Origin of the sequence: Kitasatospora sp. NPDC051164 (assembly GCF_044455625.1) — a bacterium.
Classification (GTDB): Bacteria; Actinomycetota; Actinomycetes; order Streptomycetales; family Streptomycetaceae; genus Kitasatospora.
Window position 1 is genome coordinate 46,160 of sequence record NZ_JBITFB010000032.1, and the last position, 26,432, is coordinate 72,591.

The 26,432-nt window shown below is 73.7% G+C and carries 22 protein-coding genes and 1 pseudogene; 5 read left to right on the forward strand and 18 right to left on the reverse strand.

All coding sequences use genetic code 11. The features are described 5' to 3' along the window. Positions 1 to 50: 50 nt before the first annotated feature. Complete coding sequence (locus ACIBEC_RS36925; RefSeq protein ID WP_360502401.1) at positions 51 to 848, reverse strand: carbon-nitrogen family hydrolase; 798 nt, start codon at positions 846 to 848, stop codon at positions 51 to 53. Between the two features lie 173 nt (positions 849 to 1,021). Between ACIBEC_RS36925 and ACIBEC_RS36930 the strand changes: the two genes are divergently transcribed. Beyond that, positions 1,022 to 1,843 (forward strand): maleylpyruvate isomerase family mycothiol-dependent enzyme, encoded by an 822-nt coding sequence (locus ACIBEC_RS36930; protein WP_360502404.1) that lies wholly within the window; start codon positions 1,022 to 1,024, stop codon positions 1,841 to 1,843. Positions 1,844 to 1,969: 126 nt separating this feature from the next. Here ACIBEC_RS36930 and ACIBEC_RS36935 read toward each other — a convergent pair whose 3' ends face one another. The 3 genes from ACIBEC_RS36935 to ACIBEC_RS36945 form a co-directional block, all read right to left on the reverse strand. Further along, positions 1,970 to 3,352, reverse strand: coding sequence for an MFS transporter (locus ACIBEC_RS36935; RefSeq protein WP_360502407.1), 1,383 nt, complete (start codon positions 3,350 to 3,352; stop codon positions 1,970 to 1,972). Between the two features lie 164 nt (positions 3,353 to 3,516). Continuing rightward, positions 3,517 to 4,749 (reverse strand): M64 family metallopeptidase, encoded by a 1,233-nt coding sequence (locus ACIBEC_RS36940; RefSeq protein ID WP_360502410.1) that lies wholly within the window; start codon positions 4,747 to 4,749, stop codon positions 3,517 to 3,519. A 165-nt stretch (positions 4,750 to 4,914) separates the two neighbouring features. Then, a complete protein-coding gene (locus ACIBEC_RS36945; protein ID WP_360502411.1) occupies positions 4,915 to 6,138 on the reverse strand; it encodes a benzoate/H(+) symporter BenE family transporter in 1,224 nt (407 codons plus the stop codon). Between the two features lie 206 nt (positions 6,139 to 6,344). Here ACIBEC_RS36945 and ACIBEC_RS36950 point away from each other — a divergent pair, with 206 nt between their 5' ends. Beyond that, positions 6,345 to 7,277 carry an LPXTG cell wall anchor domain-containing protein gene (locus ACIBEC_RS36950; protein ID WP_360502413.1) on the forward strand — a complete coding sequence of 311 codons (933 nt, stop codon included), beginning with the start codon at positions 6,345 to 6,347 and terminating at the stop codon, positions 7,275 to 7,277. A gap of 79 nt (positions 7,278 to 7,356) precedes the next feature. Here the strand turns inward: ACIBEC_RS36950 and ACIBEC_RS36955 are convergent, their stop codons facing one another. From ACIBEC_RS36955 to pdhA, 3 genes are read right to left on the reverse strand one after another with little or no spacing between them, the layout of a single operon-like run. Next, the gene (locus ACIBEC_RS36955) at positions 7,357 to 8,796 is read right to left on the reverse strand and encodes a dihydrolipoamide acetyltransferase family protein (protein ID WP_360502414.1); all 1,440 of its coding nucleotides are present in this window, start codon (positions 8,794 to 8,796) and stop codon (positions 7,357 to 7,359) included. Positions 8,797 to 8,810: 14 nt separating this feature from the next. Further along, entirely contained in the window at positions 8,811 to 9,785 is a 975-nt protein-coding gene (locus tag ACIBEC_RS36960; protein ID WP_396289910.1) for an alpha-ketoacid dehydrogenase subunit beta, read from the reverse strand. Continuing rightward, complete coding sequence (gene pdhA / locus ACIBEC_RS36965) at positions 9,785 to 10,939, reverse strand: pyruvate dehydrogenase (acetyl-transferring) E1 component subunit alpha (protein ID WP_396289912.1); 1,155 nt, start codon at positions 10,937 to 10,939, stop codon at positions 9,785 to 9,787. The genes ACIBEC_RS36960 and pdhA overlap by 1 nt, the downstream gene beginning before the upstream one ends. Positions 10,940 to 11,340: 401 nt before the next feature. Between pdhA and ACIBEC_RS36970 the strand changes: the two genes are divergently transcribed. Together ACIBEC_RS36970 and ACIBEC_RS36975 are read left to right on the forward strand one after the other, a co-directional pair. Continuing rightward, positions 11,341 to 12,024 carry a response regulator gene (locus tag ACIBEC_RS36970; RefSeq protein WP_396289914.1) on the forward strand — a complete coding sequence of 228 codons (684 nt, stop codon included), beginning with the start codon at positions 11,341 to 11,343 and terminating at the stop codon, positions 12,022 to 12,024. A 125-nt stretch (positions 12,025 to 12,149) separates the two neighbouring features. Continuing rightward, positions 12,150 to 13,190 (forward strand): phosphotransferase, encoded by a 1,041-nt coding sequence (locus ACIBEC_RS36975; RefSeq protein WP_396289935.1) that lies wholly within the window; start codon positions 12,150 to 12,152, stop codon positions 13,188 to 13,190. A gap of 5 nt (positions 13,191 to 13,195) precedes the next feature. Here ACIBEC_RS36975 and ACIBEC_RS36980 read toward each other — a convergent pair whose 3' ends face one another. From ACIBEC_RS36980 to ACIBEC_RS37025, 10 genes and pseudogenes are all read right to left on the reverse strand, one after another. After that, entirely contained in the window at positions 13,196 to 14,935 is a 1,740-nt protein-coding gene (locus tag ACIBEC_RS36980; RefSeq protein ID WP_360502424.1) for a protein kinase, read from the reverse strand. A 112-nt stretch (positions 14,936 to 15,047) separates the two neighbouring features. After that, positions 15,048 to 16,478 (reverse strand): protein kinase, encoded by a 1,431-nt coding sequence (locus tag ACIBEC_RS36985; RefSeq protein ID WP_360502427.1) that lies wholly within the window; start codon positions 16,476 to 16,478, stop codon positions 15,048 to 15,050. Positions 16,479 to 16,757: 279 nt separating this feature from the next. Continuing rightward, the gene (locus ACIBEC_RS36990) at positions 16,758 to 17,372 is read right to left on the reverse strand and encodes a bacterial proteasome activator family protein (RefSeq protein ID WP_360502428.1); all 615 of its coding nucleotides are present in this window, start codon (positions 17,370 to 17,372) and stop codon (positions 16,758 to 16,760) included. Between the two features lie 338 nt (positions 17,373 to 17,710). After that, the gene (locus ACIBEC_RS36995; RefSeq protein WP_396289918.1) at positions 17,711 to 18,511 is read right to left on the reverse strand and encodes a hypothetical protein; all 801 of its coding nucleotides are present in this window, start codon (positions 18,509 to 18,511) and stop codon (positions 17,711 to 17,713) included. 188 nt (positions 18,512 to 18,699) lie between these two features. Continuing rightward, positions 18,700 to 19,677 (reverse strand): NAD(P)H-quinone oxidoreductase, encoded by a 978-nt coding sequence (locus tag ACIBEC_RS37000; protein ID WP_360502433.1) that lies wholly within the window; start codon positions 19,675 to 19,677, stop codon positions 18,700 to 18,702. Positions 19,678 to 19,725: 48 nt separating this feature from the next. Beyond that, the gene (locus tag ACIBEC_RS37005; RefSeq protein ID WP_360502435.1) at positions 19,726 to 20,772 is read right to left on the reverse strand and encodes a potassium channel family protein; all 1,047 of its coding nucleotides are present in this window, start codon (positions 20,770 to 20,772) and stop codon (positions 19,726 to 19,728) included. A gap of 22 nt (positions 20,773 to 20,794) precedes the next feature. Next, positions 20,795 to 21,979 (reverse strand): molybdopterin molybdotransferase MoeA, encoded by a 1,185-nt coding sequence (locus ACIBEC_RS37010; RefSeq protein ID WP_360502438.1) that lies wholly within the window; start codon positions 21,977 to 21,979, stop codon positions 20,795 to 20,797. 20 nt (positions 21,980 to 21,999) lie between these two features. After that, positions 22,000 to 22,942: pseudogene (locus tag ACIBEC_RS37015) on the reverse strand (NTP transferase domain-containing protein). A gap of 31 nt (positions 22,943 to 22,973) precedes the next feature. Next, on the reverse strand, positions 22,974 to 23,960 hold the full coding sequence (locus ACIBEC_RS37020; RefSeq protein ID WP_360502441.1) for an MBL fold metallo-hydrolase: 987 nt from the start codon (positions 23,958 to 23,960) through the stop codon (positions 22,974 to 22,976). 121 nt (positions 23,961 to 24,081) lie between these two features. Further along, a complete protein-coding gene (locus tag ACIBEC_RS37025; RefSeq protein ID WP_360502443.1) occupies positions 24,082 to 24,714 on the reverse strand; it encodes an NAD(P)H-dependent oxidoreductase in 633 nt (210 codons plus the stop codon). 105 nt (positions 24,715 to 24,819) lie between these two features. Between ACIBEC_RS37025 and ACIBEC_RS37030 the strand changes: the two genes are divergently transcribed. Next, on the forward strand, positions 24,820 to 25,230 hold the full coding sequence (locus tag ACIBEC_RS37030) for a helix-turn-helix domain-containing protein (RefSeq protein WP_360502446.1): 411 nt from the start codon (positions 24,820 to 24,822) through the stop codon (positions 25,228 to 25,230). A 121-nt stretch (positions 25,231 to 25,351) separates the two neighbouring features. On the opposite strand, the gene ACIBEC_RS37035 is transcribed toward ACIBEC_RS37030, so the two are convergent. Beyond that, positions 25,352 to 26,116 carry a polyprenol monophosphomannose synthase gene (locus ACIBEC_RS37035; RefSeq protein ID WP_360502449.1) on the reverse strand — a complete coding sequence of 255 codons (765 nt, stop codon included), beginning with the start codon at positions 26,114 to 26,116 and terminating at the stop codon, positions 25,352 to 25,354. Positions 26,117 to 26,432 lie beyond the last annotated feature (316 nt).

Here is a 26,432-nt window from a genome sequence, read left to right on the forward strand (position 1 = left end):
TCCGAAAACGCCGGGAGCCGGGCTCCGCGCAGCGCCGGACCGGGCTGGGCTCAGCGCTGGACCGGCGCCGGGATCCCCAGCAGGCGGTCCCGCAGCACCGGGAACTCCTGGCGCGCCTTGGCCACCTCGGCAGGGTCGAACTCGACCGTCAGCACCTGCTCCTCCGTCCCCGCCTCGGCCAGCACCCGCCCCCACGGATCCACCACGATGCTGTGCCCGGCCTGCTCCACCCCGGCGTGCGTACCCGCCGTGTTGCAGGCCAGCACGAAGGCCTGCTCCTCCACCGCCCGCGCCCGGGCCAGCAGCGTCCAGTGCTCGCGCCGCCGGGCCGGCCAGGCCGCCGGGACCACCAGCAGCTGCGCGCCGGCGTCCAGCAGCGCCCGGAACAGCTCCGGGAAGCGCAGGTCGTAGCAGGTGGCCAGGCCCAGCGTGGCGAAGTCGGTGGGCGCGGTGACGATCTCCTGACCGGCGCCCATCACCACCGCCTCGCCGCTGTCGAAGCCGAAGCGGTGGATCTTGCGGTAGGTGTGCACCAGCTCGCCGTCCGGGGCGAAGAGCATCGAGGTGTTGTAGATCGGCCCGTCCGGATCGCGTTCGACGATCGAACCGGCGTGCAGCCAGACCCCGGCGGCCCGGGCGGCGGCCGCCATCGCGTCGGAGGTGGGCCCGTCCAGGCTCTCCGCGCCGTCCGACCAGAGGTCGTACGCGAAACCACCGAGCGGCCACAACTCCGGCAGGACCACCAGGTCGGCGCCCTGCTGCACCCGTACCAGCGCCGCGGCCCTGGCCCGCCGCTCGGCGGGCGGCTCCGTGTCGGAGACCGCGAGTTGGATCAATGAAGCGCGCACAGTACCACCGTCCACGGCAAGAGACCTACGATCGTCACCCGAAAGCGCTGCCCAGCTGTCTCCCGGCAGCGTAACGTGCGGTTAGCGTGTGCGCCCGGAAGCCGGACCATCCCGACCGGCGGTGACGGCGGGGCACAGACGGCAAGGAAGCTGACGGAGGGCCGGAGATTCCCGTGACGGACAACCAGACGGTGCAGGCTTACACCGAGGCGTGGACCCAGAGCATCGAGTCCATATCGGAGCTGGTCGCCCCCCTTCCCGAGGGATCCTGGAACCGGGCCACCGAGTGCCCCGGCTGGTCCGTCCGGGACGTCGTCTCGCACGTCATCGCGGTCGAGTCCGAGCTGCTCGGCGACCCGCGCCCGATCCACTCGCTGCCGCGTGACCTCCGTCACGTGACCACCGAGTTCTCCCGCTACGTCGAACTGCCCGTCGACAAGCGCCGCTGCCACACCGCGCTGGAGATGACCGGCGAGCTGGAGTACACGATCATCCGCCGCTCCCGGGCGCTGCGGAACGCCAAGCAGACGCCCGACGAGCCGGTGCGCTGGCCGGCCGGACCGCTCGCCAGGGAGGTCCCGTACCACGAGCTGCTGCGGATGCGGGCCTTCGACGTCTGGGTGCACGAGCAGGACCTGCGCCGGGCCCTGGACGCCCCCGGCAACCTGGACGCCCCGGCCGCCCTGATCGCCCGGGACCTGCTGCTGGAGCTGCTGCCCAAGGCCGTCGCCAACAAGGCCGGCGTCCCGGCCGGGACGGCCCTGGTGCTGGACGTCACCGGCCCGGTGGAGTTCCTGCGCACCGTCCGGGTGGACGCCACCGGCCACTGCACCGTGGACGAGTCGATCAGTCTGGCCCCCGACGTCCAGCTCGCCATGGACTGGGAGACGTACCTGCGGCTCGCCTGCGGCCGCGGTCGGCCCGGGCCGGTCTCCGTCGAGGGTGACAAGGAGCTGGCCGAGCGGGTGTTGGCGAACTTCTCGGTCACCATCTGACGCCCGCGCCGCGAGAGGCCCGGGGCCGCGGTTCGGCCCCGGGCCGGTCAGCCCTTGACCAGGTCAGCTCTTGACCAGGTCAGCCCTGGGCCGGTTCAGCCGTGGGCCGGTTCGCCCCCGGCCGATTCAGCCCTGGGCCGCGACCTTCCGGCGCAGCCGCAGGATCATCGCCGTGCCCACCGCCAACGGGACGTACTGCCAGCAGAACGCCCAGCGGAAGGCGGTGGCCGAGTACGCCCCGGCGCCGTCCGGGGAGAGCGCGTCCAGCAGCACGCCGATGCCGAACAGCGTGATCATCGTGCCGATGAAGCCGCCCATGTTGACGATCCCGGAGGCGGTGCCGAGCCGCTCCGAGGGGTTGCGTGAGCGCGCGTAGTCCAGGCCGACCAGCGAGGCCGGGCCGTTGCTGCCCATCACCAGGATGATTCCGACCAGCAGCCAGGTCGGCGGGTGACCGCCGGGCCAGGCCAGCACCAGCGCCCAGCCGAGCGCGGTGGCCGTGATGGTGGTGAGCACGATCGGCATCCGGGCGCGCGCCGAGGCGGAGAGCAGCCGCCCGAAGACGAAGCCGCAGGTCATGTTGGAGAGCACCAGCAGGGTCAGCAGCCCGCCGGCTCCGGCCCGCGACATGCCCTGTGCCTCGACCAGGTAGGGCAGGCCCCAGAGCAGGCCGAAGGCGTTGCCGGGGAACTGGGTGGTGAAGTGCACCCACAGGCCCAGCCGGGTGCCCGGCTCCCGCCAGCAGTCCAGCACCTGCCGGCGCAGGCCCGGCCGGGTCCGCTGGTCCACCGGACGGTCCACCGACCGGTCCAGGGGCTGTACGGGGGCGGCCGGAGCCTCCTGGAGGAAGAGCGCGACCAGCGCGAACACCGCCACACCGAGCAGCGCGATCGCGGCGAAGGTGGGCGTCCAGCCCTCGCTGTGCAGCGCCTGGGCCAGCACCACGGTGGTGACCAGGTTGCCGCCCATCCCGGCCAGACCGGTCAGCTGGGCCACGAACGGGTTCCGGGCCGGCGGGAACCAGCGGGCGGCGATCCGCAGCACGCTGATGAAGGTCATCGCGTCGCCGCAGCCGAGCACCGCCCGGGAGGCCAGCGCGGGGGCGAAGGAGGAGCTGAACGCGAAGGCCAGCTGGCCGGTGCTCAGCAGCAGCACGCCGAGCAGCAGCACCCGGCGCGGCCCGAACCGGTCGACCAGCAGGCCGACCGGGATCTGCATGGCCGCGTACACCAGGACCTGGAGGATCGAGAAGGTGGAGAGCGCCGAGGCGCCGATGCCGAAGCGGTCGGCGGCGTCCAGCCCTGCCACGCCGAGGCTGGTGCGGTGGATGACGGCCAGGACGTAGACGCTGACGCCCACGGACCAGGCCAGCCAGGCCGCACGGCCACCGGGCGGCGCGGGCGCGGAGACGGCCACGGGGACGGGCGCGGGGAGGGCCGGGGGCCCGGCGGCGAGGAGGGGAGCGGAGGCGGACAGGGGCGCTGCTGAAGGGGCGGGCTCCACGGTCATAGTGCGACCCAGATTAGTCATCCCATGATGGGAGGCCCAGGGCGGGGTTCGGTCGTCCGGGCGCGAACCCGCGCCCCCTCGGACCCGTGGATCCGCCGGTGCGCCACCCGGCCTCAGCCGGTCGGCGGCCTCAACCGGGCAGCATCCTCAGCCGGTCGGCGGCCTCAGCCGGTCAGCGTCCAGGACACCGACCGGGTCATGAAGCGGTCCCGGAAGGCCTCGTCCCGCACCCAGTCGGTGGTGTCCCGGACGGTGGCCGTCACGGTGGCCGTCCGGCCCGGGGCCAGGTCCAGCCGCGCGGTGTCCAGCCAGGAGCCGTCGGCGGACTGCGACGCCACCGGGACACCGTCCACCTTCCACTCCACCTTCAGCTGCCGCGGCCCGGTCAGCGGCAGCGGCCGGACGTCGAGCCGGGGCCGCCCGGTCACCTCGCCGGGCGGCGGCAGCGGGGCGTCGGTCGGGCGGATCTTGCGGTACAGCTCCTCGATGATCGCCTCGCGCGAGGGCAGGTTGTAGGTGCTGCCCAGGGTGCGCATGACCGAGTCCGGGGTCGGCCGGTAGAGGCCGTTGCCGCTGCGGTACGCCCCGACGGTCCCGGCGCCGTCCGGGGACGCGGCGCCCAGCCAGCGCCACCACTTGGTCTGCTTCTTGCGCATGTCGTCGGCGTTGAGGGTGGAGAGGTTCGGGTAGTCGGCGTCGTCGGGGGCGCTGTCGTACTCGTCGCCGAGGTCCCCCACGGTGTGCCCGATCTCGTGCTGGATGATCCGTCCGGCGTCCTGGCTGCCGCCCGCCAGGGTGGTCACCCCGGTGCCGCCGGCGCCGCCGTACTCCGTGGAGTTGGCCAGCGCGATCAGGTACTGCGGCCCGGCGCCGTCCCCCGCGTACCGGGCGGTGGCGGCCTCGTCGGCGCAGAGCAGCCGGGCGGTGCCCTCGCACCAGAAGTGCATGCCGAGCGGGGTGGCCGGGTTGCGGCCTCGGCTCTCGGTCTCGGCTATCCCGGAGACCGGGGAGACCACCTCGACCCGCCTTATGTTGAAGAAGCCCTGGTAGGTGCGGAAGGGCTCGATGTCCATCAGCGCGTGCCAGGCCTTGTCGGCCTGTTGCCGGAACACGTCCTGCTCGCCCGCCGTGTATCCGTCGCCGAGCAGGACCAGGGTGATCCGGTTGGCCGGGTCCCCGGTGCGGCGTATGTCGACGGTCGGGGCGGCCGCGGGTATCCGCTGGTCGGCGCGGAGGGCGGTGTGCGGTGGCACCGCCCGGTCGGCCGGGGCTCCCGGCCCGATCACGCCGAACGGCGAGGGGCCGGCCAGCTCCAGGGCGGCGGGGAGCAGGGCGGTGGACACCAGCACGAGCGCGGCCAGACTCCGGACGAGACGGCCAGGGTTGCCAGGCGGCATACGGGTGCGTCCTCGAGGCTCCGGTCACCCGGCGTCGCCCGGGTGGTGGAGCGGAGACGTACCCGGACCGGCGTGTCGCCCCCACCGGCGGACGCAAATGTCACCGACCTGGCCGAACGATCCGCATCCTCCCAGTCATACGGGTCATACCAACCACATCCCCGCTCAGGCCTTCCGGAAGCCCAGCACCAGATGGGCGCCCAGCCCGAACAGCAGCCCCCAGAAGGCCGAGCCGATCCCGAACAGGCTCATCCCCGAGGCGCTCGCCAGGAAGGTCACCACCGCCGCGTCCCGCCCGCGCTCCTCCGCGACCGCCGCCGCGAGGCTGCCCTGCAGCGAGGCCAGCAGCGCGACCCCGGCGATCACCGCGATCAGCTCCTTCGGCAGCCCGGTGAACAGGCTGACCAGCACCCCGCCGAAGCTGCCCACCAGCACGTACAGCACGCCCGAGGACATCCCGGCGACGTACCGGCGGCGCGGGTCCGGATGGGCCTCCGGGCCCGAGCAGATCGCCGCCGTGATCGCCGCCAGGTTCACCCCGGGCGAGCCGAACGGCGCCATCAGCATCGACACCGCGCCGGTCGAGCCGATCAGCAGCCGGTCGTCGGCCCGGTAGCCGGAGGCCCGCATCACCCCGAGGCCGGGCGCGTTCTGCGAGGCCAGCGCGACGATCGTGAGCGGCAGCGCCAGCCCCACCAGGGCCGACCAGGAGAACGCCGGCACCGTCAGCACCGGCACGGTCGGCCCGCCCGAGCCCAGGTGCAGCGGCAGTCCGACGGTGAGCGCCGCCAGCACCCCGCCGACCAGCAGCGCGACCGGTACGGCGTACCGCGGCGCGAACCGCTTGGCCAGCAGGAAGGCCGCGAAGCCGCCCACCACCAGCACCGGCGCGCTGTGCACGGCGCCGAAGATCCCGGCACCGAAGGAGAACAGGATGCCCGCGAGCATCGCGTTCACGATCCCCACCGGCACCGCCGCGATCAGCCGGCCGAACCAGCCGGTCACCCCGAACAGCGTGACCACCACCGCGCTCACCAGGAACGCCCCGACCGCCTCCCGGTACGGGTAGTCGCCCAGGCTGGTCACCAGCAGCGCGGCCCCCGGGGTGGACCAGGCGGTGATCACCGGCGTCCGGGTCCACCAGCTCAGCGCGAAGCCGCTCACCCCGCTGCCGATCGCCACCGCCCAGATCCAGGACGCGGTGTGCGCCGGATCCAGCCGTCCGGCCGCCGCCGCCGCGAGCACCACCACCAGCGGTCCCGAGAAGGACACCGCGACGCACACCAGCCCGGCCAACAGCGCCGGCCCTGACACGTCCTGCCGCAGCGACCGACGTTCCCCGCTCCCGACCGGCGCCGTTTCCGGTCTGATCGTCAGTTCATCCGTCATCCCGGAAGTATCCCGAAGCGGCCTTCCGAAGACTCCCGAAAAAAGTTTTGAATCCACCTGCAACCCCCGGCGGGGATGCGCGTCTATACGGATGAAGGCACGGAGAGCAAGACCGGCAGAGCCGGGGGGCGCTTCCGCTCGGTAAGAGCGGGGCCGGTCGTCTTCACCAACACACCGTCAGTCACATGACCCTGGGGAGTCACGTCATGCGCACGTCCGTTATCACCCGTTTTGCGAAGAACGACCGCGCCTTCTCCGGCCGCCGCCGCATCGCCGTCCTCGCCGCCACCACCGTCCTCGCCGGCGGCATCCAGTTCCTCGCCACCGACACCGCCTGGGCCTGCGGCGACAGCGACGGCGACACCACCGCCGTGACGGCCCCGGCCGCCCCGGCACAGCACGACGGCGCCTACACCGTCGGCTTCCACATGACCCCGGACGGCCAGACCATCACCGCGGGCGGCCCCAAGGTCGAGGTCGGCGTCGGCGTCACCAACTTCACCGGTGCCCCGTACCAGAACGTCTCCGCGATGCTCTCGCTGTTCAACCCGAAGGGCGGCACCAACCTCCAGGACTTCACGGTCGAGGTCGCCACCGCCGGCGGCTGGAAGCCCGTCGCCCTCCGCCACGGCTGCGACCCGACGCTCTTCACCGTCACCTCCCCCGCCACCACCACCCCGCGCCTGGAGAACGGCCGGGCAGCCAACTTCATGTTCCGCGTGGGCCTCTCCGCGAAGGCGCCGAAGGACGTGGCCGAGATCCAGGTCGGCCTGGTCGCCAAGGCTCCCGGCTTCCCGGACGTGGTCGGGGACACGCACACCTACCACGTGGCCCGGGCCGCCGCCCCCGCCCAGCCGACCACCCCGGCCCCGGCCCCGGCCACGCCCAAGCCCGTCAAGCCCGCCCCGGCCGAGCCCGCCGCCGACAAGACCCCCGCCAAGGCCCCCGCCGCCGCCCCGGCCGCGCCCGTCGCCACCCCCTCCGCCGCGCCGGCCACCACCGCGCCCGCCGGCACCCCGGAGCTGGCCCAGACCGGCGCCTCCTCCACCAACACCTTCCTCGCCCTCTCCTCCGCCGCCCTGCTCGCCCTCGGGGCCGGCGTCCTGATCGCCGTCCGTCGACTCCGTCCCCAGCGCTGAGGTCGGACGGGCGCAAACGAAGGGGCCCTCCCCCGCACGATGGTGCGGAGGAGGGCCCCTTTCGGCGTGCTGTGCGCGATCAGCCCCAGGTGATCAGGCGCTTGGGGCGCTCCAGCAGAGCGGCCGTGTCGGCCAGCACCTTGGAGCCCAACTCCCCGTCCACCAGGCGGTGGTCGAAGGAGAGCGCCAGCGTGGTCACCTGACGCGGGACCACCTTGCCCTTGTGCACCCACGGCAGTTCCCGGACCGCGCCGAAGGCGAGGATGGCGGCCTCGCCCGGGTTGAGGATCGGGGTGCCGGTGTCGACGCCGAAGACGCCGACATTGGTGATGGTGATCGTCCCGCCCTGCATGTCGGCCGGCGAGGTCTTGCCCTGGCGGGCGGTCTCGACCAGCTCGCCGAGCGAAACGGCCAGCCCCGACAGGGTCTTGGACCCGGCGTCCTTGATGTTCGGGACGATCAGGCCGCGCGGGGTGGCCGCGGCGATGCCGAGGTTCACCTGGCCCCGGATGACGATCTCCTGGGCCGCCTCGTCCCACTGCGCGTTGATCTCGGGGTGCCGCTTGACCGCGGTGAGCAGCGCCCTGGCGACCAGCAGCAGCGGGCTGACCCGGACGTCCCGGCCCAGCTCGCCGCTCTCCTTGAGCCGGCGGACGAACTTCATCGTGCGGGTCACGTCGACCTGGACGAACTCGGTGACGTGCGGGGCGGTGAAGGCCGAGGCCACCATCGCCTGCGCGGTCGCCTTGCGAACGCCCTTGATCGGCACCCGGACATCGCCCGTGGCGGACCCGGCCACGGGCACCGGCGCCGCGACCGGCTCGGTCACGGCGGCCACGGCGGCCTCCGCCACCGGGGCGGCCGGAGCGGCCTTGGCCGTGGCGTGCGCGTGCACGTCCTCGCGGGTGATCACGCCGTCCCGGCCGGTCGGGGTCACGTCGCGCAGGTCGACGCCCAGGTCCTTGGCCAGCTTGCGGACCGGCGGCTTCGCCAACGGCCGGTCCCCGGTGGGCGCTTCGGCCACCGGCGCCGGAGCAGCCGGAGCAGGCGGAGCGACCGGAGCAGCCGGTGCCGGGGCCGGCGTGGTCGCGGTGACCGTGGTGGTGGTCGTCCGCCGGGCCCGACGCTGGGCGACGCCGGTGCGCGGGCCGTACCCGACCAGCACCTCGCGGCGCTCCGGCTCGGCCTCCTCGGCGGGAGCCGGCGCGGCAGGCGCCGCCGCGGCGGGGGCGGGGGCGGCCGGAGCCGCGGCCCCCGCCTCCCCGGCGACCGCGACGGAAATGATCACGGTGCCGACGTCGACCGTCGTGCCCTCGGGGAAGTGCAGTGCCTCGACCACCCCGTTGAACGGGATGGGCAGCTCCACCGCCGCCTTGGCGGTCTCCACCTCGCAGACGACCTGCCCGTCGGTGACGGTGTCACCGGGCTTGACGTACCAGCTGAGGATCTCGGCCTCGGTGAGGCCCTCGCCCACGTCGGGCATCTTGAACTCGCGGAGCGAGCGAACTTCGGTGGTCATCTTCGCCCCCTGGATCAGTACGCGAGTGCGCGGTCGACGGCGTCGAGCACGCGGTCCAGGTCGGGGAGGAAGGCCTCCTCGACCCGGGACGGCGGGTACGGCGCGTGGTAGCCGCCGACCCGCAGGACCGGCGCCTCCAGGTGGTAGAAGCACTTCTCGGTGAGCCGGGCGGCCAGCTCGGCGCCCATGCCCAGGAAGACCGGTGCCTCGTGGACCACGACGGCGCGGCCGGTGCGCTTGACCGACTCCTCCAGGGTGGCGAAGTCCACCGGGGAGAGCGAGCGCAGGTCGACGACCTCCAGCCGGCGGCCGTCCTCCTCGGCGGCCGCGGCGGCCTCCAGGCAGACCTTGACCATCGGGCCGTACGCGATCAGCGTCGCGTCGGTGCCGGGCCGGACGATCCGGGCGTCGTGCAGGCCCAGGTCGGCGGCGTCGCCGACCTCGCCCTTGTCCCAGTAACGGCGCTTGGGCTCCAGGAAGATGACCGGGTCGTCCGACTCGATCGCCTGCCGCAGCATCCAGTGCGCGTCGTGCGCGCTGGACGGGCTGACCACGCGCAGGCCGGCGGTGTGCGCGAAGTACGCCTCGTGCGACTCGCTGTGGTGCTCGACCGCGCCGATGCCGCCCGCGTACGGGATGCGGATGGTGACCGGCATCTTCACGTGTCCGAGCGCGCGGGCGTGCATCTTCGCCAGCTGGGAGACGATCTGGTCGAAGGCCGGGTAGACGAAGCCGTCGAACTGGATCTCCACCACCGGGCGGTAGCCGCGCAGTGCCAGGCCGATCGCGGTGCCGACGATGCCGGACTCGGCGAGCGGGGAGTCGATCACCCGGCCCTCGCCGAAGTCCTTCTGCAGGCCGTCGGTGATCCGGAAGACGCCACCGAGCTTGCCGATGTCCTCGCCCATGAGGAGGGTCTTCGGGTCGTTCTCCAGCGACTTTCGCAGCGCCCCGTTCAGCGCCTTCGCGATGCTCAGCTGACCGGCCATCAGAGGTTCTCCCCCGCCTCGAAGGAGGCCGCGTACTCGACGTACTCGGCCCGTTCCTCATCGACCAGTGTGTGCGGCTCGCTGTACACGTGGTCGAAGATCAGGGTCGGGTCCGGGTCCGGCATGCTGCGCACGCCCTCGCGCACCCGCAGCCCCAGCTTCTCGCTCTCGGCGTCGACGGAGGCGAAGAACTCCTCGTCGGCCAGGCCCTCCTTGTCCAGGTGGGCGCGGAGCCGGGAGATCGGGTCCTTGGCCTTCCAGGCCTCGGTCTCCTCGGAGTGCCGGTAGCGGGTGGGGTCGTCGGAGGTGGTGTGGGCGCCCATCCGGTAGGTGAACGCCTCGATCAGCACCGGGCCGTTGCCGCTGCGGGCGCGGTCGAGCGCCCAGCGGGTGACCGCGAGGCAGGCCAGCACGTCGTTGCCGTCGACCCGCACGCCGGGGAAGCCGAAGCCGGAGGCGCGGCGGTACAGCGGGATCTTGGTCTGGGTGGTGGTGGGCTCGGAGATCGCCCACTGGTTGTTCTGGCAGAAGAACACCACCGGCGCGTTGTAGACCGAGGCGAAGGTGAAGGCCTCGTTGACGTCGCCCTGGCTGGAGGCACCGTCGCCGAAGTACGCGATCACCGCGTCGTCGGTGCCGTCCTTGCTGATGCCCATCGCGTAACCGGTGGCGTGCAGGGCCTGCGCGCCGATCACGATGGTGTACAGGTGGAAGTTCTTCTCGTTCGGGTCCCAGCCGCCGTGGTTCACGCCGCGGAACATGCCGAGCAGGTTCAGCGGGTCGACGTCCCGGCACCAGGCCACGCCGTGCTCGCGGTAGGTGGGGAAGGCGTAGTCGCCGGTGCGCATGGCGCGGCCGGAGCCGACCTGGGCGGCCTCCTGGCCGAGCAGCGAGGCCCACAGGCCCAGCTCGCCCTGGCGCTGCAGCGCGGTGGCCTCGGCGTCGAACCGGCGCACCAGCACCAGGTCGCGGTAGAGGGAGCGCAGCTCCTCCGGAGTGGTGGTGAGGGGGTAGTCCGGGTGCTCGACCCGCTCGCCTTCCGGCGTGAGCAACTGGACGAGCTCCGGCTGGGCGTCCGTACCCGTGGCGCGGAGGGTGTCAGGAACAGCGGGGGCCGCCTTCTTGCGAGCCCTCGCCGTGCTTTTGACGGTCACGTTCACTCCTCGGTCTGTCCGGCCGCCCGGGGTCGCCGGTGACCGGTCCGGTCACCGCCTCGCGGGGCGCGCGTGGGTGTGCGCACCTACTGCGGGGCAGGTGGTGATCCTGTTCCGACGGCGTCCCTCACGAGAACGTTACCCAGCGTCCGCCCTTGGCGCGCTTGCGCTAGGACGTCCTACTTGTTCAGGGCCTACAACCCCGAGGGTGCCGCGCTCGGACCGCCGTCGGAAGGGTGGGGGTGACGGGCGACGTGACGCAGCTCTCAATTCGAGCGCCTTCAGGACACCAGCGCACGTTATCCGGGCAGACGCCCGTACGTAAGGGGGTTCTCGGTATCGGTTTCGGTGACTCTGGCCGGATCACGTCGTCACGGCGTTGCGAGTGATAGGTCTTTCGTATGGCGATATGGGAGGCTTTGGACGTGACTGACAACGGACAAATCAGGGTATTCCTGCTCGATGACCACGAGGTCGTCCGGCGGGGTGTGCACGATCTGCTCTCGGTCGAGGACGACATCGAGGTGGTCGGCGAGGCCGGCACGGCCGCCGAGGCGCTCACCCGGATCCCTGCGGTCCACCCCGACGTCGCGGTGCTCGACGTCCGGCTGCCGGACGGCAACGGGGTCGAGGTCTGCCGCGAGATCCGGTCCCGGCTGCCGGACATCAAGTGCCTGATGCTGACCTCGTTCTCGGACGACGAGGCACTGTTCGACTCGATCATGGCGGGCGCCTCCGGCTACGTCCTGAAGGCGATCCGCGGCACCGACCTGATCACCGCCGTCCGGGACGTCGCGGCCGGCCGCTCGCTGCTCGACCCGGTCGCCACCAGCCGGGTGCTCGCCCGACTGCGCGACGGCGGCGAGAAGGAGGACGAACGGCTGGCCCAACTCACCAAGCAGGAGCGGCGGATCCTCGACCTGATCGGCGAGGGGATGACCAATCGTCAGATCGGCAACGAGTTGCACCTGGCCGAGAAAACGGTGAAGAACTACGTCTCCAGTCTGCTCGCCAAGATGGGCATGGAGCGACGCACCCAAGCGGCGGCCTTCGTGGCGCGGCACCAGGCCGACCACCAGCACTGACGTGGAAGTTTCACAGGTCTGACGGTTTGTCAAGGGCCCCCGCCAGGGGGCCATAACCTCTGGCTGTGACTTTCAGCCAGACCCTCGCCTGCGCCCCGGCCCGCCCCGACCTCTCCGCACCGCCGATGGGGACCCTCAGCCCGCCCGTCCCGCACACCGCGCTCGCCGAGGTCCTGACCCGCTACCGGGTGGGGCGCCTGCTGACCGCCGAACCGGTCGCCGAAGGCCTGCTGAACCGGGGGTACCGGGTCATCACCGAGGCCGGTCCGTACTTCCTGAAGTGCTACGTCGACACCGCCACCGCCAGCCGTCCCAAGATCTTCGCCCACCACCGCGCGATGGCCGCGCTGAACACCCTCGGACTGCCCGTCGCACCCCCGCTGGCCTGCGCCGGACGCTCGGGCACGATGGCCGGCTGGGGCGGCCGGCTGTTCGCGCTGTTCCCGTGGACCGACGGCCGACACCGGCACGGTACCGAGCTCGACCTCCCCCAGTGCGAGGCGCTCGGCGCGCTGCTCGGCCGGCTGCACGGCGCGCTCGACGATGTCTGCGCCCCCTTCGACCCGCCCGCCGGCTACCGCAGCGCCGACCCCGCCGACAGCGCCGAACTCGCCCGTGACCTGCGGCGCCGCGCCCGCGAGCACCGCCCGTACGGGGAACTGGACGCGCTCGTCCAGCAACGGCTCACGGAACGGCTGGAACTGCTCGCCGAACACGCCCACCGCCGCCCCGCCCCGCAGGCCGCCCCGCCCACCGGCTGGACCCACGGCGACTTCCACGGCCTCAACCTGCTGTACGACGACGACCCGGCGGGCGGCCGGGTGGCCGCCGTCCTGGACTGGGACAAGCTCGGCCCGCAGCCGCGCGCCGAGGAGGCCGTCCGGGCCGCCACCCTGCTGTTCAACGACCGGGCATCGGGCGTCCTCGACCTGGTCCGGGTCCGCCGCTACTCCCAGGCCTACCGGGCCTCCGGCGCCGCCACCTCCGAGCACCTGGCTGCCGCCGCCCACCGGGTGTGGTGGGAGCGGCTGAACGACTTCTGGATGCTGCAGTGGCGCTACCAGCGGGCCGACCACCGGGCCGACCCGCTCTACCCCGCCTCGGCGGGCCAGCTGGCGTGGTGGTGCCAGGAGTACGAGCAGGTCCTGGACGCCTTCGCCAACTGACCGGCTCAGCCGAGGGTCGGCGGCGAGATCGGCCCCTTCGTGGAGCTCGGCGGGGCCGGGTTGGTGGGCGTGCCGCCCCCGCCGCCCGGGGTCGACGTGGACCCCCCGGTCGACCCGCCGGTCGGAGTCGCCGACGAGCTGCCCGTCGCGGAGTGGGTGGGGGTCGGCGTCGGCGTCGGAGTCGGCGTGTGCTTGCCCGAACTCGCCGACGGCGACATGTTGTTGCCGCTGTTCCCGGTGTTGTTCCCGCTGTTGTTGCCGGGCTCGGTCGGCTGCTGCGGCTTCCTGCTGCCGGAGACCGACGCCGGCGGGCTCGGCAGACCGCTCTGGGTCGGCGTGGTCGGCTCGGTCGTGCTGACCACCGGCTCGGGCGTCGGAGGCAGGACGTGGTCCTTGGTGCCGCCGTTGTCGGCGCCGCTGAGCGCGAACGCGATTCCGGCACCGGCCGCGACCAGCACCGCGATGGCGCCGGCCACCCAGGCCCACGGCCCGCGCCGCCGACCGTGCCCGTCGTCGTCGTCGCCCTCGCCGCCACCGCCGTACAGGCCGCCGCCCCCCGAGTAGGAGGTCGCGGGGGTGGAGCCGCCCGCCCCCTGGTAGGGCAGCACGGAGGTCTGGTCGCCCGGGCGGACCACGCCGAAGGCCGCCGTGGCCGCCGCCTGGTCCGGCCGGAGCACCTGGGTCGCGCCGGTGTCGCCGGGGGCCCCGCCCGCGCCGACCCAGCCGGCCCCGGCCGCGCCGTGCATCTCGCGCAGCGCGTGCTGCAGGTGGGCACGGAACTCGTCGGCGTCCTGGAAGCGGTCGTCCGGGTTCTTGGCGAGCGAGCGCAGCACCAGCGGGTCGAGGCCGACCGGCACCCGGCCGTTGGCCTGCGAGGGCGGCATCGGCAGGTCCTGGACGTGCTGGTAGACCACCGAGAGCGGGGTGTCGCCGGTGAACGGCGGGCGCAGCGTGAGCAGTTCGAACAGCATGCAGCCGGCCGCGTACAGGTCGGAGCGGTGGTCGACCGGCTTGCCCAGCGCCTGCTCGGGCGAGAGGTACTGCGGGGTGCCCATGACCATGCCGGTCTGGGTCATCGTGGTGGCCCCGCCGGTCAGCGCCCGGGCGATGCCGAAGTCCATCACCTTGACCGCGCCGGCGGTCGTGATGATCACGTTGGCGGGCTTGATGTCGCGGTGGACGATGCCGTGCCGGTGGCTGTAGGCGAGCGCCTCCAGCACCCCGGCGATGATGATCAGCGCCTGGTCGACCGGCGGCGCCTCCTCGTCCGCCAGCAGCTCGCGGACGGTCCGGCCCTCGACCAGCTCCATCACGATGTACGGCGTGGACTCGTCCCCGACGTACTCCTCGCCGGTGTCGTAGACCGAGACGATCGAGTGGTGGTTGAGCGCCGCGACCGCGTGCGCCTCGCGGGTGAACCGCAGCCGGGCGACGTCGTCCTGGGCCAGCTCGCCGCGCAGCAGCTTGACGGCGACGGTGCGGCCCAGCCGCACGTCCTCGGCGGCGAACACCTCGGCCATGCCGCCGCGGCCCAGCCGGTGGGTCAGCCGGTAGCGGCCGTCGCCGACGGTGCCCAGCGGTGCGGCGGTGCCGCGACCGGGGGTGTGCGGGCCGCCGGAGCCGAAGACGGGCGGCAGCGCCGAGGTCGCGGCATCGCTGCCGGGCTCGGGAATCCTCGGCGTCCCGCCGGTCCGGCCGGCCGCTCGGGCACCCGCGTCGTCATCCGGCTGCTGCGTCTGTGCCATCGCTCCTCGCCCCGGGCGTTCGCTCGGATCGCGGTGCCCTGTCGCCTACGTATCCCCGAACGCTACCGCTTCCGGCGCGCAGCCGTGGCACCCGTGAACCGGTCGGAATCCGTCAGAGCCGGCCATTCCGGTCGGCCGGCAGGTCGACCACCAGGACGTTCGCCGGACGCTCGGCGTGGCCGAACTTGCCATTCGTCTTCTTGTCGGCGTTGTTGACCACGATCGCGATGATGATGCCGGCCAGCACGAGCACGCCGACGATGATCCCGACCACGACCACGGCCGTCGAGCAGCCACCGCCGCCGGACGCCTTCGGCTGCTGGTACGGCGGCATCGGCTGCGGCGGCGGGGTGTGCGCCTGCTGGGCGAAGGGGTGCGGGGTGTGCGGGGCCTGCGGACGCGGCGTCTGGTAGGCCGGCGGCGGCGTCTGGTACTGCGGCTGCTGCCCCTGCTGGAGGTACTGCGGGTGCGGGGTGTGCGGGGCCTGCGGACGCGGCGTCTGGTAGGCCGGCGGCGGCGTCTGGTACTGCGGCTGCTGCCCCTGCTGCGGGTACTGCGGCGGCGGCGTGTGCGGAGCCTGCGGGGCGGCGTGCACCGAACGCGGGCCCTCGTTGATCACCAGTGGGGTACTGGCCTGCAGCTTGTGCCCGCTGCCGCCGCCCTTCGCGGCCTCGATCAGCCGCTCCGCCTCGTCCCGCATCGCCGCCGCGCTCTGGAACCGGTGCGCCGGGTCCTTGCGCAGCGCCTGGGCGACGAAGGCGTCCACCTCGGGGGTGACCGAGCGGTTGAGGGCGGAGGGCGCCGGCGGCTCCTCCTGGACGTGCTTGTAGGCGATCGAGAACGCCGAGTCGCCGTCGAAGACCAGCTGGCCGGTGAGCATCTCGAAGAGCATCACGCCGACCGAGTACAGGTCGGAGCGGGCGTCCACCGGCTTGCCGAGCGCCTGCTCGGGCGAGAGGTACTGCGGGGTGCCGACCACCATGCCGGTCTGCGTCATCGACGTGACGCCGGACTCCAGCGCCCGGGCGATGCCGAAGTCCATGACCTTGACATTGCCCTTGCGGTCGAACATGACGTTGCCGGGCTTGATGTCGCGGTGCACCAGGCCCATGTCGTGCGAGGCCTCCAGCGCGTTCAGCACGCCGACGGTGACCTTCAGGGCCGCCTCGGTCGGCATCGCGCCGTACTGGCCGATCGCCTCGTTGATCGCCTCGCGCAGGCCCTGGCCGTCGATCAGCTGCATGACGATGTACGGCGTGCTGGAGCCGTCCGGGGCGATGTCCTCGCCGCTGTCGTACACCGTGACGATGTTCGGGTGCTCCAGCCGGGCCACTGCCTGGGCCTCGCGGCGGAACCGCTCCTTGAACGAGTCGTCCCGGCCCAGTTCGCTGTGCATGCTCTTCAGCGCGACCTGCCGGTCCAGCACGCTGTCGTAGGCGAGGTGCACGGACGCCATGCCGCCTTCGCCCAGCAGCCGCTGCAGCACATAACGGCCGTTGCCCAGGGAGAAGCCCTCGACCGCCGCGTTGCCGTGCTCGCTCATGGTCCTCTGCTCCCCCTCGGCGCGGCCGTGCTGCCGCAACCCGTGACGTTCGGTCTCGTCCGTGCTGGTGGGCCCGGCCCGCTGGCCTGGCGGACCCCTGTCGCGGCGGCCCGACCGGCCTGCGACAGGGGTCAGGGTATCGGCTCGCGCCGACGGTGATCGGCCCAGGGCCGCTCCTGGGCCCGGGCCGCCGGCGCCGGATCCCGGCGACGCGGCCCGGGACGGGTCGTCGTGGTACGTCCGGTCCGGCGGCCGCCGGACCTGCCGCCGGGTACCGGACTACAGGTACGGGCCGGAGCGGATGCCGCGGCCCTGGCCCGGCTCGTCCTCGTCCTGGTCCCCGCCGTGCAGACCCGGCGGCAGCGCCCGCCGCATCTGCTCCAGCTGGGCCCGGGCCGCCATCTGCTGGGCGAACAGCGCGGTCTGGATGCCGTGGAACAGGCCCTCCAGCCAGCCGACCAGCTGGGCCTGGGCGATCCGCAGCTCGGCCTCGGTCGGGATGGTGTCCTCGGTGAACGGCAGCGACAGCCGCTCCAGCTCGGCGACCAGCTCCGGGGCCAGGCCGAGTTCGAGCTCCTTGATCGAGCTCGCGTGGATGTCCTTCAGCCGGACCCGGCTCGCCTCGTCGAGGGGCGCCGCCCGGACCTCCTCCAACAGCTGCTTGATCATGCTGCCGATGCGCATGACCTTGGCGGGCTGCTCGACCATCTCGGTCACCGGGAGCTCGCGCGGCATGTCGATGTCGTCGTCCCCCTCCCCCGCCGGGCCGGCGAAGCCCTGGCCCACGGGCATCCCGTCCGGTCCGACGATCAGCACCTTCTGGCCGTCCTGCGACTGCCCGCCGGCGGCCTGGTAGGGCTCCTGCGACGAGCGCTCGTTCATCGGATTCGTCATGAACAACATTCTCTCTCACTGGGGTTGGTCGGGCGGAAGCCCCCGTTCGTCCCGCCGTCCTGCGCCACCCGTGACGACGGTACGCCCCCACGCGCCGCGCGGGAATCCGTACGGGTACTCAGATCCCGCGCCCCGCAGGCCGGCCGCCCACCACCGCGCCCACCCCACGGAACCCGCACCGAACCTCCACCCCCACCGGAGGCCGTCGCTCCGGCCCGCCCCGGGGACCGGACCCCGCGCAGCCGCACCCGCGCGCGCCGGGAACCGGCTGCGCACGCCCGGTAGCGCACCGCTCTCCCCCGGCTGCGGGCCGACGCCGGGGCGGCCGCCGCCCCGGCTCAGCCCTTCCGCAGCCGCACGCCGATCAGCCCCAGGCCGCAGCCGATCAGCCCGAGGCCGACGCCGAGCGGGAGCTGGGTCGTGGAGGCGTCCTGCCAGCGGGCGGGGAGGACGATCGGGAGGCTGGCGGCCGCGACGGGCCGGCCGGAGGCGGCCGTGACGGCGTCCGGTGCGACGGCGTCGCCAGGGGCCGCCGGATCCGGGGCGCCCGGGTCTGCCTGGTCGGCCACCGGCTGGTCGGCCACCGGCTGGTCGGCCACCGGCTGGTCGGCCTTGACGCCCTGGTCCTGGGTCTGCTCGGGAGCCTGGTCGACGGCCTGGCCAGGGGCCTGGTCGGTCGCCTGGTCCGGGGCCTGGTCCGGGGCCTGTTCCACGGTGGCGTCGGGCCGTTCCGGCAGGGACGCCGGGCGGTGCCGGTGGGCTCGGGGGCCGTCGCCGCCCTGGTGCAGGCGGGGTGCCGGGTGCTGCGGCGGCGCGGCCGCCGGCCTGGGCGCGGTCGAGGACTCCGGCGCCGTCGCCGCCGCGCTCGGCGCCCCTGCCGCAAGGTCCGGGGTCGGAGCAGGGGCGGAGGAAGGAGGCGGGAGAGGAAGTGAAGGAGAAGGCGAAGGGAAAGGCGTCACCCCCGTCGAGGGCGAGGGCATCGCCACCGCCGCCGACGCGGCGGCCAGGGGGAGCGTGAGCCCCAGCACGGCCGCCGCGAACAGCCGCTGGGCGCGGCCCGGGCCGGAGCGGCGACGGGTACGACGGTGGTGCGGCGCTACGGGCAGCGGCCCGAGGTGTGCGTGCGGTGATGCGGCCACGGTCGGAGTCCTTCCGACGGCCGGCCGCGCCCGGGGGCGGGGTCGGCGGCGGGACAGCTCCGGACCAGCCTCGCACGATCCGATAATTCAGGCATTTCGGACATTCGAAGAGCCGCCCGCCCATCACCCAGGCCACCGCATCACCCCGGCCGCTCCTCACCCCGGCCGCTCCTCAGGCCGGCCGCCCCTCAGGCCCGCAGCACGACCTTCCCGACCTGCTCCCCGGCCTCCAGCACCCGGTGCCCCTCGCCCGCGTCGGTCAGCGGCAGCACCCGGTCCACCACCGGCTTCACCACCCCGGACTCGACCAGCGGCCACACGTGCTCCCGCACCGCCGCCACGATCGCCGCCTTCTCCGCCAGCGGCCGTCCGCGCAGGTTGGTGGCGATCACCGCCGCCCGCTTGCGCAGCAGCGCGTTGAGGTCGAGCTCGCCCTTCACCCCGCCCTGCAGCCCGATGATCACCAGTCGCCCGTTGACCGCCAGCGCGTCCACGTTCCGCTGCAGGTACTTGGCGCCCATGATGTCCAGGATCACGTCCGCCCCGGCCCCGTCGGTGGCCTCCCGGAGCGCCTCGACGAAGTCCTGCTCGCGGTAGTCGATCGCGATGTCCGCACCCAGTTCGGTGCACCGGGCCAGCTTCTGGGCGCTGCCCGCGGTGACCGCGACCCGCGCGCCGATCGCCTTGGCCAGCTGGATCGCCATGGTCCCGATGCCGCTCGCGCCGCCGTGCAGGAGCACGGTCTCGCCGGGCCGCAGGTGCGCGGTGAGGAAGACGTTGGACCACACCGTGCAGGCGACCTCCGGCAGCGCCGCGGCCTGCTCGGGGCTCAGCCCCTTGGGCACCGGCAGCAGCTGCCCGGTCGGCACCGCGACCCGCTCCGCGTAGCCGCCGCCGACCAGCAGCGCACACACCTCGTCGCCGACCGCCCAGCCGGACACCCCCGGCCCGAGCGCGACGATCCGCCCGGCGCACTCCAGCCCCGGGTAGGGCGAGGCGCCGGGCGGCGGGTTGTAGAAGCCCTGCCGCTGGAGCAGGTCGGCACGGTTGACGGCGGTGGCCGCCACCTCGACCAGGACCTCGCCCTCGCCGGGCACCGGGTCGGGCACCTCGGCCCACACCAGTGCCTCGGGGCCGCCGGGTACGGGAATCGTCATCGCATGCATGTCCCGAACCTACTGCGCGTCAGGGCGCTCCGCGGGGCAGAGCCCGCGTCAACCGGTCGACTTGATGACGATCACCCGGTCGGTGAGCTGCAGCACGGCGGCCTCCGGCTCGGTGTAGTTGATCACCCGCCGGCCGCGGACCACCGCGACCACCAGGTCCTCGCACCGGCGCGGGCTGTGCCCGGCCTCGGCCCGGGTGACCGGGCGCTCCACCACGTCCAGCCCGTTGCCGTACGTCAGCAGGTCCTCCATCACCGCCCCGGCGTGCGGACTGAGCATCGACAGCCCGAGCAGCCGTCCGGCCGAACTGGAGCTGGTGACCACGACGTCGGCGCCGCTCTGCCGCAGCAACGGGGCGTTCTCGTCCTCCCGCACGGCGGCGACCACGGTGGCGTTGCGGTTCAGCTGGCGTGCCGTCAGCGTGATCAGCACGGCGGTGTCGTCCCGCTCCGGTGCGACCACCACCCGGGCCGCCGTGGGCAGGGCGGCGCGCACCAGCGTGTCGGTGCGGGTGGCGTCGCCGACCACCCCGACCAGGCCGTGCTGCGCGGCGTGGTCGATCACCTTGCGCTGCGGGTCGACGACGACGATCTCCTCCTTCTTCACCCCCTGCCCGAGCAGGGTGTCGACGGCGCTGCGGCCCTTCGTCCCGTACCCGATGACGACGGTGTGCTCGCGCACGGTGGACCTCCAGCGGTTCAACCGCCATTGCAGGCGGGTCCGTTCGGTGAGCACCTCCAGCGTGGTGCCGACCAGGATGATCAGGAACAGCACGCGCAGCGGGGTGACCACGAAGATGTTGGTGAGCCGGGCGCCGTCGCTGAACGGGGTGATGTCGCCGTACCCGGTGGTGGAGAGCGTCACGGTCGCGTAGTACGCCGCGTCGAGGAAGCTGAGCCCGCCGCCGGCGTTGTCGTTGTAGCCGTCCCGGTCGACGTAGACGATCAGCGTGGTGGCGACCAGGACGGCGAGCGCCAGCAGCAGCCGGAAGCCGACCTGCCGTACGGCGGGCTCGGACCGGCGGGCGGGCAGCACGATCCCGGCGTCCGCCCACGGCTCGGTGCCCGGCGCCCGAGTGCCCCGCAGGCGGCTCATGCGCCGGCCCGGCTGTCCCCGCTCACGGCACCTCCAGCAGCTCGACCGTCTCCCCGGCCGCCACTCCGCCGGGCGGGACCACGGCCAGCGCCTCGGCCCGGGCGAGCCCGCGCAGCATCGCGGGCCCGTCGAAGGCGAGCGGGACGACGCCCTCGGCCGTGCGCCGGACGGGCTGCAGCCGGGTGTCCGCCGGGTGCCCGGGCAGTGCGGCCGCGGCGGGCGCGAGGGCGGGGGCACCGGCGGCCCGTCCGCTGCGGGCGTGCAGCAGGGGCAGGGTGAGCGTGACCATGCCGGCGACGGCGGCCAGCGGGTTGCCCGGCAAGCCGACGAGGTGGCGCCCGCCGGGGAGTTCGGCCAGCAGCATGGGGTGCCCGGGCCGGACCGCGACGCCGTCCACCAGCAGCCGGGCGCCGGCCTCGTCGAGCGCCCGGTGCAGGAAGTCGACCGGCCCGGCGGCCGTCCCGCCGGTGGTGACCACGATGTCGGCTGTGGAGTGCCGCAGCGCGTCCCGGAGCAGTCCGAAGTCGTCGCGCACGTACCGCACGTCGGCGACCTCGGCGCCGGCGGCCCGCAGCCAGGGCAGCAGCAGCGGCCCGAGCGCGTCCCGGACCAGGCCCGGGCCGGGGATCCCGGATGCGAGCAACTCGTCACCCAGGACGAGCAGTTGGACGACCGGACGGCGGCGGACGACCAGTCGGTCGTGGCCGCAGGCGGCGGCCAGGCCCAGCACGGCCGGCCCGACCAGGGTGCCCTCCGGCAGCAGCTCCTCGCCCCGGCGGCACTCCTGGCCGCGCGGCCGGACGTCCTGGCCGGTGGTCAACTGTCTGGGGCCGCAGTCGCGCAGCAGCGTGCCGTCCGTCCGCCCGTGCTCGCGGCGCAGGACGGCGGTGGCCCCGGACGGCAGTTGGGCGCCGGTGGCGATCTCCACGGCGGTGCCGTCGGCCAGCGGCGCCGGCTCGGCCGGTCCGGCCAGCACCCGGCCGGCGACCCGCCACGGGCCGGGCCCGGCGACCGCCCAGCCGTCCATCGCGGAGGTGTCGAAGGCGGGCAGGTCGGTCAGCGCCCCGAGCGGCTCGGCGAGGGTGTGGCCGAGCGCCTCGGCCAGCGGCAGCCCGATCCCGGGCAGCGGGCGCAGCCCGGCCCGGCGCGCGGTCTCGCGGGCCCGGGGCCAGCCGGACACGGCGGGGCCGGTGGACGGGGCGGCCACGGTCGTCTGCCCGACGGCGCTCACCGCTCGCCCGGCCGGTCGGCGGCGCCCCACCCCTCGGCGAGGGCCTCGGTCCGTCGGGCGGCCTCGGCGACGGCCTCCGACCCGCCGCCCCGCTGGGCGGCGGCGTAGCCGATCAGGAAGGCGGTCAGCGGCGCGGCCGGCCGGGCCACCCCGTGCGCGACCACCCGGGCCATGTCGAGCAGACCTCGGACGTCCACGTCCAGGTCGATGCCCAGGTCGGCCTTGACCTCGGCGATCCAGTCATCCAGCGTGCGCTCCATGCGCCCATGCTGCCTGATCGGCGGTTTCCCGGAGGTGTTCGCCCCGTGTGCGGGGCGCGTCATTTCGCTCACAGCCCGGTGACCGGCGTCGTGCGGCTCAGTTCCGGTCGCGTTCCCGGGCCTGCTCCAGGTCCTCCCAGGTGTCGCAGTCGTACGCGACGTTGTCGGTGTCGGCGACCCGCAGGTGCGCCAGCCCGCCGACCAGGCGGCGCAGCGGCCGGCCCGCCGGGTCGCCGAGGGCGGCCAGCGCGGCGCGCAGCGGGGCGGTGCGGTACGCGGCGGCGAGCGGCTGGTCGCGGCCGCCCGCGTCGACCAGCACGGCGGCGTCCACGGTCGGCCCGGCCCCGTCCAGGGCGGCGGCCAGCCGGTGCACGGTCCGCCGGTCCAGGAACGGCAGGTCGGCGGCGAGCAGCAGCACGGTGTCCGCGGTGACCAGGTCGAGCCCGGCCGCGACGGCGGCGACCGGCCCGCCGCCGGGCGGCTGCTCCCTGGTCCAGCGGACGCCGGTGCGCGCGGTCGGCCGGACCGGGCCGACCACAACGGTGGTGCGGGCGTCCGCGCAGGCGGCGAGCACCCGGTCGAGCAGGGTGGTCTCGCCCACCGTCAGGCCGGGCTTGTCGGCCCCGCCGAGGCGCCGGGCGGCCCCGCCCGCCGGAACGATCACGTCGTACGGCGTCATGCGGCCAGTATCCGCCCGGCCGCGGCGGACCCTAGTCGGCCGGGTCGTCCTCGACGATCTCGGCGTCGATGATCTCCGACTCGACGATCTCCGCGTCGACGATCTCCGCGCCGATGGTTCCGTTCTCCGCCGCCGACCGGGCGGTGTTGGCCGCCGCGCCCAGTTCCAGGATGGCCGGCAGCGTCAGCTCCCCGTACCGCCGGTTCATCGCGGTGACCAGCGCCTCCGGGTCGTGCGGGTGCTCGGCCAGCAGCCGGTCGAAGTCCTGCAGGTACTCGCCGGTGAAGGCGAGCACCCGGGCCGTGTCGTCGCCCTGGTCGGGGGCCCGGTGCCCGGCGATCACCCGGTCCGCGCCGAGGTCGGCGATCCGGCCGAGGTTGTGCCCCCAGGTGGTGCGCTGGGCCGGGGTGGTGTCGGCGGTCCAGACGTGGGTGCCGTTGTAGACGAAGTCCCCGGCGATCACGGTCCGGATGCTCGGCACGTGGACGACCGTGGAGTTCCCGCAGTCGCCCTGGCCGAGCAGCAGGACGGGGATCACCTGGCGGTCCAGCATGAGCGGCTGCGGCAGCAGCGGGGCGGGGATCAGCGGGTGGTCCGGGATGTCGTCGCCGTACACCGGCTTCCACTGCGCGACCTTGGCGGCGGCGGTGCGCCGGATGCCCTCGACCACCGCCGGCGCGGCCAGCAGCCGCGCGTCGGGGAAGAGCTTCAGCACCTCCTCGGCGCCGAAGTAGTGGTCGGGGTGCTGGTGGGTGACCACGATGGCGAGGAGCCGGCGGCCCTTGCCGGCGATCCACTCGGCCAGTTCGCGTCCGGCGCTGCGGGTGAGCTGGGCGTCCACCAGGATCGCGGCCTGCTCGCCGAGGATCAGCGCGGAGGTGGCGAAGAAGGCCGACTCGGGGCCGGTGAAGACGGCGACCTCCAGCGGCCGGGCGGGCCGCTCGGCCTCCGGGAACGCGGCGGGTGAGGTGTCCGCGGGCTCCGCGCCGGCGCTCTCCTCGGGCGGGGACGACGTCACGGGCTGCTCCCTCTGCACGGCGGTCGGATTTCCTGCGCCCTCAGCATGGGAGTACCGGTGCCCGATTCCACGGAAGGCGCGCCCGGCTGGGCGCGCCATCCGGCTCACGTCACGCCATGGCTCAGGCGGCGAGCTCCTTGGCCCGGCGGGCGGCCTGCTCCAGGGCCCGGGCCTTGGACTCGGCGGCGTTCGGGATGAACTCGGCCAGCGCCGGGACGACCGGGGCCATGGTGAACTCCGGGACGATGAAGTCGACCTCCAGGCCGAGCGCGGTCAGCACCTTCTCCAGGTAGGTGGTGACGAACTCGAACGGCTCGCGCGGGGCGCCGGGCGCGTACGAGCCGCCGCGGGAGGCGACCACGGTGACCGGGGTGCCCTTGGCGGAGGGCGCCTCGCCGGCGGTGCGGCCGACCAGGATCACCTGGTCCAGCCAGGCCTTGAGGGTCGACGGGATCGTGAAGTTGTACATCGGGCTGCCGATCAGCACGGCGTCGGCCCGCTCCAGCTCGCCGATCAGCTCCTCGCGCAGCGCGAAGGCGGCGGCCTGTTCGGCGCTGTGGGTCTCGGCCGGGGCGAATCCGGCACTGATGCCGTGCACGTCCAGGTGCGGGATCGGGTCGGCGGCGAGGTCGTGGTAGATCACCGTGCCCTCGGGGTGCTGGGCCTGCCAGGCGGCCCGGAAGGCGGCGGTGACCTCGCGGGAGACGGAGCCGTCGGCGACCGCGGAGGAGTCGATGTGCAGAAGCGTGGGCATGGCTGACCTCCAGAGAATTAGTAGCTGCCGTTTTCGCTGCAGCTGCAAGTAAGGTAGCAGCTTACTTTTCTGCAGTCACTAGTGACGGTCGAGTACGCTGGATCCATGGCCCAGCACGAGGTAGTCACCGACGGAGTCCCGACCGCCACCGACGCGTGCGACGTCGCGGCCCACGGCGCCTGCCAGAACATCGACCTGGCCCTCGGCCGGGTGTTCACCCTGCTCGGCAAGCGCTGGACCGGCATGCTGCTGGGCGTGCTCAACAACAGCGGCCCGGCCTACTTCTCCGAGCTGCGCCGCGCCGTCCCGGGCATCAGCGAGCGGATGCTCTCCGACCGGCTGACCGAGCTGGCCGAGGCCGGGCTGCTGGTCCGCGAGGTCGACGCCGGCCCGCCGCTGCGAGTCAGCTACCGGCTCACCGAGAGCGGCGTCGCGCTCAAGCCCGCCCTCCATGAACTGGCCGTCTGGGCCGACCGCCACCTGCCCGAGAGCGCCCTCAAGAGCGGCGGCTGCTGACCCTCGGGGCCGCCCGCCCCCGGACGTCCCGCCCCTGGAGATTCCGTCCCCGGACATGCGGAAGGGCCCGCCTGCTGTCACCAGCAGACGGGCCCTTCACCCGAGCGAATCGGTCAGTCGTTCAGCGCTTTTTCGCACCGCGCAGCCGGGCCAGCCGGTCGGCGAGACCCCAGGAGGTCACCCGCCACAGCGCCTCGACCACGATGCTGCGGCTCATCTTGGACGCGCCCAGCTCGCGCTCGACGAAGGTGATCGGCACCTCGGCGACCTTGAATCCGGCCTTCACCGTGCGCCAGGCCAGGTCGACCTGGAAGCAGTACCCGGCCGAGGCGACCTCGTCCATGCCCAGGCCCAGCAGGGTCTCCTTGCGGAACGCCCGGTAGCCGCCGGTGACGTCCTTGATCGGCACGCCCAGCATCAGCCGGGAGTACGTCGAGCCGCCGCGCGAGAGCAGCAGCCGCGACTTCGGCCAGTTCACCACCCGGCCGCCCGGCACCCAGCGCGAGCCCAGCACCAGGTCGGCGCCGCGCAGCGCGCCCAGCAGCCGGTCCAGCTCCTCGGGCTGGTGCGAGCCGTCCGCGTCCATCTCGACCAGGACGTCGTAACCGTTGTCGATGCCCCAGCGGAAGCCCGCGAGGTAGGCGGCGCCCAGGCCCTCCTTGCCCTTGCGGTGCATGACGTGCACGTGGGGGTCCTCGACGGCCAGCTTGTCGGCGAGCTCACCGGTGCCGTCGGGGCTGTTGTCGTCGGCGACCAGGACGTGCGCCTCGGGCACCGCGGCACGGACCCGGCCGACGATCCGCTCGACGTTCTCCGCCTCGTTGTAGGTCGGGATGATCACCAGGACCCTGCCGAGATCAGCAAAACTCTGCTGGTTCACGGTCACGTACAAACCTCTCGGCCGATGGCGGGGAATCTCAGAACACCGTCGCCCGCACTCTGGAACGCGGCTCCACCGGCAGCCCTCCGGCGGGGTGACCACGGTGGAGAACTGCGCGCAGGGCGGAGACTACTGCGTCCTGGCATCCTACTACCGCGCCCGGGAACCACCGGTCCGACCACGGCACTCCCACCTGACGCCCACCGTTTCCCCGTGGGTGACACCGTTCGGCTAGGGTCGATGCCCTTGCCCGTGCCCGGACCGCCCGCACCGCCGGGCCCGCCCCCGGCGATCCGGCACACCCGCCAGACAGCGAAGGAGT